General features: G+C 56.8%; 11 protein-coding genes and 1 pseudogene. 8 read left to right on the top strand and 4 right to left on the bottom strand.

Going from position 1 to position 9,256, the window contains the following annotated elements; genetic code table 11:
- From EJD88_RS12395 to EJD88_RS12380, 4 genes and pseudogenes are all read left to right on the top strand, one after another.
- A pseudogene (locus EJD88_RS12395) lies at positions 1 to 1,601 on the top strand (hypothetical protein); the annotation flags it as partial.
- 11 nt (positions 1,602 to 1,612) lie between these two features.
- Positions 1,613 to 2,548, top strand: a complete 936-nt coding sequence (locus tag EJD88_RS12390) for a hypothetical protein (RefSeq protein ID WP_158878079.1) — start codon at positions 1,613 to 1,615, stop codon at positions 2,546 to 2,548.
- A gap of 229 nt (positions 2,549 to 2,777) precedes the next feature.
- Positions 2,778 to 4,142: an MFS transporter gene (locus tag EJD88_RS12385; protein ID WP_112195914.1), complete on the top strand. Its 1,365-nt coding sequence runs from the start codon at positions 2,778 to 2,780 to the stop codon at positions 4,140 to 4,142.
- A gap of 70 nt (positions 4,143 to 4,212) precedes the next feature.
- Positions 4,213 to 5,334: an MFS transporter gene (locus EJD88_RS12380; RefSeq protein ID WP_158878078.1), complete on the top strand. Its 1,122-nt coding sequence runs from the start codon at positions 4,213 to 4,215 to the stop codon at positions 5,332 to 5,334.
- A gap of 1 nt (position 5,335) precedes the next feature.
- Here EJD88_RS12380 and EJD88_RS12375 read toward each other — a convergent pair whose 3' ends face one another.
- On the bottom strand, positions 5,336 to 5,857 hold the full coding sequence (locus EJD88_RS12375) for a DUF3087 domain-containing protein (RefSeq protein WP_158878077.1): 522 nt from the start codon (positions 5,855 to 5,857) through the stop codon (positions 5,336 to 5,338).
- 133 nt (positions 5,858 to 5,990) lie between these two features.
- Between EJD88_RS12375 and EJD88_RS12370 the strand changes: the two genes are divergently transcribed.
- A complete protein-coding gene (locus tag EJD88_RS12370) occupies positions 5,991 to 6,170 on the top strand; it encodes a hypothetical protein (protein WP_032889724.1) in 180 nt (59 codons plus the stop codon).
- 12 nt (positions 6,171 to 6,182) lie between these two features.
- Positions 6,183 to 6,383: a DUF6021 family protein gene (locus EJD88_RS12365; RefSeq protein ID WP_099587026.1), complete on the top strand. Its 201-nt coding sequence runs from the start codon at positions 6,183 to 6,185 to the stop codon at positions 6,381 to 6,383.
- A 45-nt stretch (positions 6,384 to 6,428) separates the two neighbouring features.
- Here the strand turns inward: EJD88_RS12365 and EJD88_RS12360 are convergent, their stop codons facing one another.
- Complete coding sequence (locus EJD88_RS12360) at positions 6,429 to 6,665, bottom strand: DUF6555 family protein (protein ID WP_099587025.1); 237 nt, start codon at positions 6,663 to 6,665, stop codon at positions 6,429 to 6,431.
- 120 nt (positions 6,666 to 6,785) lie between these two features.
- Here EJD88_RS12360 and EJD88_RS12355 point away from each other — a divergent pair, with 120 nt between their 5' ends.
- Complete coding sequence (locus EJD88_RS12355) at positions 6,786 to 7,625, top strand: arylamine N-acetyltransferase (protein ID WP_158878076.1); 840 nt, start codon at positions 6,786 to 6,788, stop codon at positions 7,623 to 7,625.
- 123 nt (positions 7,626 to 7,748) lie between these two features.
- A complete protein-coding gene (locus EJD88_RS12350) occupies positions 7,749 to 8,501 on the top strand; it encodes an outer membrane beta-barrel protein (RefSeq protein ID WP_158878075.1) in 753 nt (250 codons plus the stop codon).
- A 64-nt stretch (positions 8,502 to 8,565) separates the two neighbouring features.
- Here the strand turns inward: EJD88_RS12350 and EJD88_RS12345 are convergent, their stop codons facing one another.
- Positions 8,566 to 8,880 carry a DNA-binding transcriptional regulator gene (locus EJD88_RS12345; RefSeq protein ID WP_099587022.1) on the bottom strand — a complete coding sequence of 105 codons (315 nt, stop codon included), beginning with the start codon at positions 8,878 to 8,880 and terminating at the stop codon, positions 8,566 to 8,568.
- Entirely contained in the window at positions 8,870 to 9,220 is a 351-nt protein-coding gene (locus tag EJD88_RS12340) for a toxin (protein ID WP_112196970.1), read from the bottom strand. Before EJD88_RS12340 ends, EJD88_RS12345 begins: the two co-directional genes overlap by 11 nt.
- Positions 9,221 to 9,256: the final 36 nt, after the last annotated feature.

Genomic DNA, 9,256 nt, shown 5'->3' with positions numbered 1-9,256 from the left:
TCAGCGCTGCCAGCATACCCAGTGATGCTGATCTGCTGGTGCCCAAGAGCCTGATTGACGGCTTGCCGCCAGACAAAAAAATCGTCGTCAGCGCAACGCCAGACCGAAGCGCCTGCAACTGGTATCGACTTGATGGACTATTCCACGACGCAAACGGTGCATTACTCGATGGTTGGGTGCGTGAAGAAGTGGGTGTCACGCCGTGGTTCAGTCCGTGGTCATGGGAGGGTTACGACGTCGTCTTCAACTATGACTCGCCTCGGCAAACCCTGGCATCCTTTTTTCGAGCGGTGGGTCGTTTCAGTCAGCAGCAACTCGAACGCTACAGTAACTTGGCCGATAAGTCGGATAACGGGCGTATGAAAAATCGCCTTTACGACATCATCGATCGAGACCGTGATGGAGTGGTGACGGCTGAAGAGTTACAGGCAGCGATTGCTCTACCGGCGCACGCGCAGTCGCTGTCGCAACTGATCATCCACTACGAAAGCGAGTGGCGCCACGAACCCCATAAGTGGGACGCACTGGACGATGTAGTGGGGCATAGCGGCTCGACTCCACTTTTAAACTGGGTGGCGGAAAAGGAGCGGATCAGGGAGATCAGTTGGTGGAATGAGGTGGCGCAGGGAGTTGGATTGCCGGTGGATGGGCAGGTTTATCACTTGCATCCGGTGGGGTTGGTGGGACAGTTTCTCACGAGGAATGGGTGCGCTTGTGGCTGTTGCTTAGAGATTAAGTTTTCTAGATACAGGTGGGTTAGAAAGAGGAGAGGATATCCTGATGAGACGTATTATGGGCCCGTATACCATGGAACCAAGAAATTAAATAAATTTGCAGGTTGGGAGGACTTGATCAGTAAGGGAAAAGCAACGGCGGATGAAAAGGCCATTGTAATTGCGATGTCATCGAATGAAGGGGCTATGGATGCAATTCAAGCTTGGGATTGGCAAACATTTAGTGCTGGTGCGATGCAGAAAACTGTCACTCCTGAAGGTTACGGAGAGTTACCCAAGCAGATAAGTGAATTTCAAGCAGGTAACCCGGATTTATTTGAAGAGATCTTTGCACGGTGTGGTTGGTCCATCAGGCAAGAGGCTAATGGGAAAAGAATTTATTACTCGTCCAGAGACACGGGGAATGAATATATAACTGGAAAGGCATTGTACGACTTTATAAAAAAAGACTTTGGTCAAAATGACTCTGAGTTCCCAAAAACGTCAGAAGCTCTGGCTTCGATTGCGAGTGCGATGCTTCATGACGAGTTCCAGAAGAAACAAGTGGTTGATTTTATTGCTCGAATGAGGGTGGCTCTCTCGAAGTTACCTCTTGATTACGTTAATCCCGCAAGTGACTTCTTCCAGTCAAGACTCGGACGTGCTCTGGTTCTTGATCACGATGTGAACGCGCCCGGCAACGTGCCGCGTAGCCTCAAAAGTGCGATTGACATATTGCTTAGTCGCCACCCTGGGTTGAGCTCAGACCCTAGTCAGTGGGGAGAGAATAGCCAGCAATACGAAAAAGAGTTAATAGAGATTTATGGCCCCTCTCGTAGCATGAATTCGCCAAGCGAGCGCTACGTGCATCTTCGAAGTTTGTTATGAGGGGTGCTGTGATGAGAAGTTATATTTTGTTTGCTTTGGCTGCTTTAACTTCCTCAGGGTTAATGGCAAAAGATCTTCAGGGTGTATTCGGCTCGCTGGTTTATTCGGATGATGGGTTGGGGTCTTTAGTGTATAAGTCGAGCGCAGGAGATGTTTTTGAAATATTTGATGAGGGGTTGAGTTTTAATTACGATGGCCGATATGGCTCTGGAGATCTATCGCCTGATAAATCCTTTTCAATAGTTAATTTTTCTGAAGTGGGTGTAGGTGAGGATGGTTTCAGTAAGAAGTATCTTTGTGCGTTTGTAAGAATGTCTGATGGTTGTGTTGTTGATGTGTCTGTCGGCGAGCAGTGTGGAGGAAGTTGGGGTGGCGCTAGTCAATGGAATAGTTCACTAAGTAATGGATATGATTTACTTAAGGATGCGCCAACGATCGATAAGGTCTACAACGACTATGCTTCCGGACGGAAAGATCTGATACAGGTTTCCTCGCCTAGAGTCCTTGCATATTTTTTAGAGGGGACAGCTTTTGACAATATTCTGGCTTGTGATCCACCCCATGATATAAATAAAGAGACATATCTTGATATGTTGGAGCTATTGGCGCGTGACGGCGATACCATCAATTTTTCCAAGTTGAAAACTGCGATGAATAAAGCAGGTATGCTGCCTAAAAATACAGCATTATCTACTAGGGTGGATATAAGCGGTTGGACTCAAAAGTCAATTGTTTCAGAAAGGGCTTACTTGTACGTGTCACCTTCTTCGCTAGGGGTTACCAAGGCTTATCTGATTCGTGGTGATGTAGTTGCTATTTATTTAAAGTCGATAAATTCTTTTGTTGAAGTTCGCTATCAGCAAAAAGGAGGACGCCTGATCGAGAAGTGGATGCGATGTCAGGATGTTGATTTTTGTGAGCCGAAAGAGAACTTAGAAGTGCAATAGCTTCCATAAAGGAAAGGGGTTAATTCAGCTCGCATGGAAAAATAGTTATGCAGCCTATGCCGATTATAGGAGGTTTGGTGGTCAGGCCACCACGACTGCGACCTAGAGCGTGATCGGCAGGTTCATCGGCCCCCTTTTATGAAAATTTCGACAGCCACGCAATTCCCCACTGAAAAAAAAACCATCAACCCGTAATCTAAACGCCTTCACCATCCTGTCCGGATCGTTAATGTCTTCTGCCGCCGATGGCCTGCCCCTCAATAAACGCCTGCCGGCCGTAATCGCGATCTCCTTGGGGATCGGCATGGCGACCCTGGACACGGCCATCGTCAACACGGCATTGCCTACCCTGGCCGAGGGGATCGGCACCGATTCGGCCTCGGTGATCTGGGTGGTCAATGCCTACCAGTTGGCGATTATTGCGACGGTGCTGCCGTTTGCGTCGCTGAGCGACGTGCTTGGGCATCGCCGCGTGTACCTGGGCGGGTTGCTGCTGTTTATCGTCTCGTCGCTGTTTTGCGGGTTGGCCGGTTCGTTGGAAACCCTCACCGCGGCGCGGGTGGTGCAAGGGTTGGGGGCAGCGGCGATCATGAGCGTGAACACGGCGTTGCTGCGGCACATCTACCCGTCGAAAATGCTCGGGCGCGGCCTCGGTTACAACTCGTTGGTGGTGGGGTTGGCGTTTACCTTGGGGCCGACTGCCGCGTCGGCGATCCTGTCGGTGGCGACGTGGCATTGGCTGTACTTGATCAATGTGCCGCTGGGGTTGTTGGCCCTGGCACTTGGCGTGCGTTCATTGCCGACGCTGCCCATGACCGGGCACGCGTTCGACCGACTGGCGGCCGTGTTATGTGCAGGTTTGTTCGCTTTGTTGGTGTTGGGCCTGGGCACGGCGGTGCACGGTGCTCAAGCCGCACTGACCTTGGGCTTGATTGCCGTGGCGCTGCTGTGCGGCGGGTTATTGCTGCGTCGCCAGGCCGGTCATCCGGCGCCGATGCTGGCCCTGGATCTGTTCAAGCGGCCGGTGTTTGCCTTGTCTTCTGTCACCGCGATCTGCGCCTTCAGTGCCCAGGGCCTGGCCTTTGTGTCGCTGCCGTTTCTGCTGCAGGCAGTACTCGGCCATAGCCAGGTGGAAACCGGTTTCCTGATGACGCCGTGGCCGGCCGTGGTGGCGGTAATGGCGCTGGTTGCCGGGCGCCTCGCCGACCGTGTGTCCCTGGGCCTGCTGTGCGGCATCGGCCTGTTGATGTTGAGCTTGGGGATGGCCGCGTTGGCGACCTTGGGCAGCGGCGCGTCGGCCTTCGATATCGGTTGGCGCATGGCGTTATGCGGTGCCGGGTTTGGCTTTTTCCAATCGCCCAATCTCAAGGCCTTGATGACCAGTGCGCCGCTGGCGCGCAGTGGCGGGGCCAGCGGCATCGTGGCTATTTCACGCTTGCTGGGGCAGACGCTGGGCGCGTCGCTGGTGGCGTTGTGTTTCCATCTGTCACAGGCCGGCGGTCCGCACGCGGCGTTGTGGCTGGGCTGTGCCTTTGCGCTGGTAGGCAGCGTGGCCAGTGGTTTGCGTTTGCTGCCTTATGGGAAAAAGACGTAACGGGGCGTTGTAAAACGCGGTTCACAGAGGCTACCTTGGCGAGCTGAATATTTCGGGATGTTTCAGGTTTATGTCCAGCCAGGCTCAACGCACCGCCGACACCACCTCCCGCCGCGCCGCGTTGACCCTGGCGTTGTGCCTGCCCAGCGACGTGTTGCTCTACCTGTTGCTGCCCATGGAATCCCAGGCCTTCGGCATCACCCTGGCCCAAGCCGGCGTGTTGCTGGCGGCCAACCGTCTGGTGCGGATTTTCGGCTACCGGCATGTGCTGAATTTCTATGCGCGCAACGGTGATCGCCTGACCTGCATGATCGCCGCCGGTGCCGCTACGCTGTGTGCCTTGGGCAACTCGGTGCTGTCCGGCTTCGCTGCGTTGCTCGGACTGCGGTTGGTGTGGGGCTTGTGTTTTGCCGCGTTGAACCTGTCGACCCAAGTATTGGCCACCGCTGAGCCGGAGGGCGCCGCACGTCGCGCCGGGCGTTCGAGGGCCTTGATCGCCTGGGGGCCAATGCTGGCGTTGCCGCTCGGTGGGTGGCTGACGCTGTGGGCCGGGCCGCGCCCGATCTTTGTGATACTCGCCGGTTGCTGCCTGGCAGGCCTGTGGATGGCGCGTGGTTTGCCCAGCGCCGGGCATGATTTGCACAGCACACCGGGACGGCGCTTCAAGTGGCCGGACAGTGTGGCGCTGTGGTCGTTTATCGAGGGCGTGGCGCTGGATGGGCTGTTTATCTTTGGCCTGTCGATCCAGGCCCAGAAAATCCTCGGCGGTGACGCGGTGTTGATTGCTGGCGGCTTGCTGGCCCTGCGCTATGTCTCGGAGATGCTTCTGAGCCCCCTGGGCGGTCGTGCGGCGCAGCGGTTCGGCGCCACCTCGATGTTGCTGCTGTTTTCGTTTCTGAGTGCCTTGGCCTTGAGCGCTTTCGGCAGTTACTGGGTGATTATCGGTGCGGCGGCGGTGCTGGTGCTGCGTGCGTTGCAACTGCCCTTGGTGACCACCTTGGTCGCCGAGCGCAACCCCGGTTCGATGCGGGTCTCGGCGCTGGCGTCGAATGCGGTCTGGCGCGACATCGGTGCGGGCCTGGGGCCGCTGCTGGCGGGTTTGCTTTTGCCGGTGGCCTCGGCGCCGCTGGTATTTGGCGTGGCCGGGGCGGCGATTGCGGTGAGTGCGCTGTTCTGCTGGCGAGGTAGATGACTCAAGTGTTTTTGAAACCGTCCAGCCACGCCGGGTCGAAACGGGTCTGTTCGGTGTCGATTCCCAGCGCTCGCATCTTGGCTTGATGTGCATCCATTTCGCCGACCAGTTGCGCCTGGGCGCTCGAGTTGGCGTCCAGGGTATGCATCTGCGTCAGCCCCAGGTGGTAGAAACGCAGCACTTTCATGGCCGTCGGATCATTGGCCTGCACGTGTTCGGTCACCTTGTGCATTGCATTGGTCACGCGCATCAGGTTGCGCTTGAGCTGCCAGCCATACACCGCCGCAGCCAACCAGGACTGGGTCCAGAACGGGCCACGCACCAGGGCGACGGTGATCAGCACGCCAGCGAACACACCGCCGACATTGAAGCGAAAGTTATCGCCGCCGGCCTCGCCGAACAGCATCACTGCCAGGCTCGACAGCACCATGGCCAGGGTCAGGAACACCGCGGCCACAATCAGCGTGCTGCGGCGGGTCTGTTGGCGGTAGACAGCGGGGTCGCAGGGTTTGAGCTCGAACATCCGGGTCAGGTCTCCAGGGCGGGAAGGGTGGGGCATCTTCTCATGGTCAGCGGTCAGCGGTGGGGCAATCAAGTTGAACCATGATCTGTGGCAGTTTCTCTAAATCGGTGAAGTCCCTCTGAGGTGAACGACCATGCCCGAATACAAGCAACCACCGCCCGGTACACCCGACCCTGACCGCACACCCGGTGAAGAAGAGCGCGACAACGATGCCTTGCGCCCCAATGATCCGAAAGAGCGTGACGATCATGATGATGTGGAGCGCGTCGAAGAAGACCTGGAAAACCTCCACGACAAAGCTCGCCCGCTATAACAGGAGACCATGATGAACAAGCACTCGGATGGGCCCCCCTCCAACGAACACGCCAGCGGTAAGGATGAGCTGGGATTTGATCCAGACTCGCCGGATGTGGCTGACCCGCAGGTCGATCCGGTAGGTCCGGCCATCGCCCCGCTGGATAAAAAGGACAAGGACGAAGCGAAAAAAAAGCCGCCCTACGATCCGTTGGGCGACTTGAAGAAATAACAGCGTTATCGGTAATCAGGCCCCGCCATCGAGCGGGGCCTTCGTTTATTTGGGTGGTGTCCAGCTGACATCAGTGATGCCGTACTTTTCAGCCCAGGGCCGGGTGGTTTTTTTCACCTGCTCGTGGCCAACGCGGCCGATACGGCTGACATGGGCAATGTCAGCATCGACCGCAGCCCAGTGCCAGGCTTCGGCGTTGTTCATCACCCCGGCGCGTACGACAAAGGACTTCGCTTGACCGTGCAGTTGGTAGTGGATGGTGTAGATTTTTGCGGTACTCATGTTGCCTCCCTGTCTTGTTATAAATGGAGGCTGAAGCGTTCAGAAAGGTTCATTCAAAATGACAACCTGCACACCGGCGCGGCATAGTGGCGCACTCTTCGTGTGCCCAAGGACTGTGCCATGCTCCGCCTGAACCATAGCCATCTGTACCTGCAACGCCTGGGTTACGATTCGCCGCCGCCGCCCACCCTGCAAACCCTGCAGGATCTGCAACTGCGCCATGTGTGCACCTTCGCGTTTGAAAGCCTGTCGACCCTGCTGCACTTGCCGGTGCCGATAGACTTGCCGAGTGTCGAGCACAAAGTCCTGTTCGATGGGCGCGGCGGGTATTGCTATGAACTGAACCAGATGTTCCTGGCGCTGTTGCAGGAACTGGGCTTTGACGCGCGCGGCATTACCGGGCGGGTGGTTATGGGCGGGCCGCCGCAGGCGCGCACCGCACGCACCCACCGCCTGAGCCTGGTCACCCTGGACGGCGTGCGCTACATCACCGACGTCGGCTTTGGCGGCATGGTGCCCAGCAGCCCGTTGCTGTTGGACACGCAAGCCGTGCAGGCCACGGCCCATGAGCCGTATCGCCTGACACTCAATGAGCAGGAGGGCAGCTACACCTTATGGGCCCAGGTTGCAGGGGAGTGGCGTGGCTTGTATGTGTTCGACCTGCAAGTGCAGGCGGTCATCGATTACGAAATCGGCAACTGGTACGTCTCGACCCATCCGGGTTCGCCGTTCCTGGGCCAATTGAAAGTCGCACGGCTGGCAGCGGGCGAACGCCACACCTTGAACAACGCCCACTATGCGATTCACTACCTGGATCGACCGAGTGCCAAGCGCGTGATCCGCAGCAGCGAGGAGCTCCTGGACGTGCTGGGCACTGCCTTCGGGATTCGCGTGCCGGTTCACCCTCAGCTTGATTCAACCCTTGATGGCTTGGTAACGGCTGCACGCCAGGAGTCTTGACCTAGAGCCATCGCTGAACCGTTTTACCTCCAGGTGGGGGCAAATTTTTTCGAACCTTTTCTGCCAATTCGGGCTCAAAGCGCTGCCTGAATAATTTGCCCACCAGACAAGGAGATGTAAACGATGTCCAAACTATTCGGAAACTTCCTCAAAAATTCCTCACTGCTGGCGCTGGTCGCCGCTCCAGCCGTGGCGTTCGCCGCACCGTCCACTGACCCGATTTCCACCTTCGGGCTCCTGGGTAGCTACAACGACTTCAAGCTTGAGGGCGGTAGCCAAAGTGATAAAGACCACATGCCGGAAGCGGGCCTGTTCTACAACTTCGGCAACAAGCTCACGGCCGAATCGGGCTTTATTTACCAGGCCGGTATCGAAGCCAAGTACGGCAAGAAGAGCGACAACAAACTCAAGGAAGGCCAGGCTGACCTCGACCTCGGCTGGCGTGCCGCGCTGGATGCACGCAACTTTGTCGACGTGATCGTGGGCGGCGGCTACAGCTGGACCCGTTACGAGTTGGACTCCAACGACAACGACCTGGAGCTCACCAACAAATCGCCATTCGCCAAGGCCGCCCTGGGTTACAACCATCAGTTCGACGACATGACCCTGCGCGTCGAAGCCGGTGCCCGCCGGACCCTCGATGGCCGCACCCGGATCAAGGTCGACGGCTTTGGCAGCGACACTGTGGACCTCAAGGACCGCACCAACCCGTATGCCGAAGTCAGCCTGCTGATGAACCAGAAGGGCGATCTGCCAGTGATGGCCGGGCTGTATTACACGCGCACCGAGTACAAGCTGGATGCCGACTCGGAAGTTGCCGATAATACCCGGCTCAAGCGTGATGAGTATGGCGTCAAGGTAGGTATTGCGTTCTAAGGTAGTGCGTTTGAAAAAAAACGCCCCGATGTGATTCGGGGCGTTTTTTTTTGCCTAGGCGGTATCAGCTCAAGGCCGCCAGTTGCGCTACGGTTTCCGGGAAGCGCGCTACCAGGCGGATCAAGGTGGTGGCCTGGGCGTTGGGCTTGGCCCGCCCTTGTTCCCAGTTTTCCAGCGTACGGGTATTGGTGCGCAGGTACAGGGCGAACACCGACCGTGAAAGGTTCAGTTGCTGGCGCACGGCGATGACTTCTTCGGCGGTCAGCGGCGCCAGTTTGTTGAGATGGACCTTGTGGGTACGCAGGGTGACTTTGCCCTGGCGTTCGTCCGCAAGCGCGTCGAAGCCTTCGACCAGTTCGGAAAAGATTTCACGTTTCATGATGTGTTCTCGCTTTGATTTCCCTGTCCAGCATCTGTTTTAGGGCTTTCTTGTGTTGTGGTGTCAGGTCGTCCTGTTCGTGTTTGCCGTACAGCGTGAATAACCAGAACTGCGTACCTCCCGACCACCAGTAGTAGATGACCCGCAGGCCACCGCGCCTGCCTTTGTTTCGCCGCTCATCAACGAAGCGGACCTTTCGCAGCCCACCTGTTCCTTCAATCACGTCGCCCGCTTGTGGATTCTTCATTAACTCCTGTTGAAAACCGTGGAAAAGCTCGTCGCTTAGATAGTCCTTGCGATGACGCTCGAAGGCTGGCAGTTCGATAAATAGAGCATCCATGTTCTGTACGTAGCCTGCGTATAGTTTGGTAGCCCA

The organism is Pseudomonas sp. PB105 (assembly GCF_009764655.1).
GTDB classification, from domain to species: Bacteria; Pseudomonadota; Gammaproteobacteria; order Pseudomonadales; family Pseudomonadaceae; genus Aquipseudomonas; species Aquipseudomonas cyclaminis.
Note: the sequence above shows the minus strand (reverse complement) of the source record. Positions and strands in the feature narration are given on the sequence as shown.

Excerpts from the sequence above, each read along its gene's own strand:
- EJD88_RS12390 (WP_158878079.1), top strand. The coding sequence starts at position 1,613 with ATGAGAAGTTATATTTTGTTTGCTTTGGCTGCTTTAACTTCCTCAGGG.
- EJD88_RS12385 (WP_112195914.1), top strand. The coding sequence starts at position 2,778 with ATGTCTTCTGCCGCCGATGGCCTGCCCCTCAATAAACGCCTGCCGGCC.
- EJD88_RS12380 (WP_158878078.1), top strand. The coding sequence starts at position 4,213 with ATGTCCAGCCAGGCTCAACGCACCGCCGACACCACCTCCCGCCGCGCC.
- EJD88_RS12375 (WP_158878077.1), bottom strand. The coding sequence starts at position 5,857 with ATGTTCGAGCTCAAACCCTGCGACCCCGCTGTCTACCGCCAACAGACC.
- EJD88_RS12370 (WP_032889724.1), top strand. The coding sequence starts at position 5,991 with ATGCCCGAATACAAGCAACCACCGCCCGGTACACCCGACCCTGACCGC.
- EJD88_RS12365 (WP_099587026.1), top strand. The coding sequence starts at position 6,183 with ATGAACAAGCACTCGGATGGGCCCCCCTCCAACGAACACGCCAGCGGT.
- EJD88_RS12360 (WP_099587025.1), bottom strand. The coding sequence starts at position 6,665 with ATGAGTACCGCAAAAATCTACACCATCCACTACCAACTGCACGGTCAA.
- EJD88_RS12355 (WP_158878076.1), top strand. The coding sequence starts at position 6,786 with ATGCTCCGCCTGAACCATAGCCATCTGTACCTGCAACGCCTGGGTTAC.
- EJD88_RS12350 (WP_158878075.1), top strand. The coding sequence starts at position 7,749 with ATGTCCAAACTATTCGGAAACTTCCTCAAAAATTCCTCACTGCTGGCG.
- EJD88_RS12345 (WP_099587022.1), bottom strand. The coding sequence starts at position 8,880 with ATGAAACGTGAAATCTTTTCCGAACTGGTCGAAGGCTTCGACGCGCTT.
- EJD88_RS12340 (WP_112196970.1), bottom strand. The coding sequence starts at position 9,220 with ATGGATGCTCTATTTATCGAACTGCCAGCCTTCGAGCGTCATCGCAAG.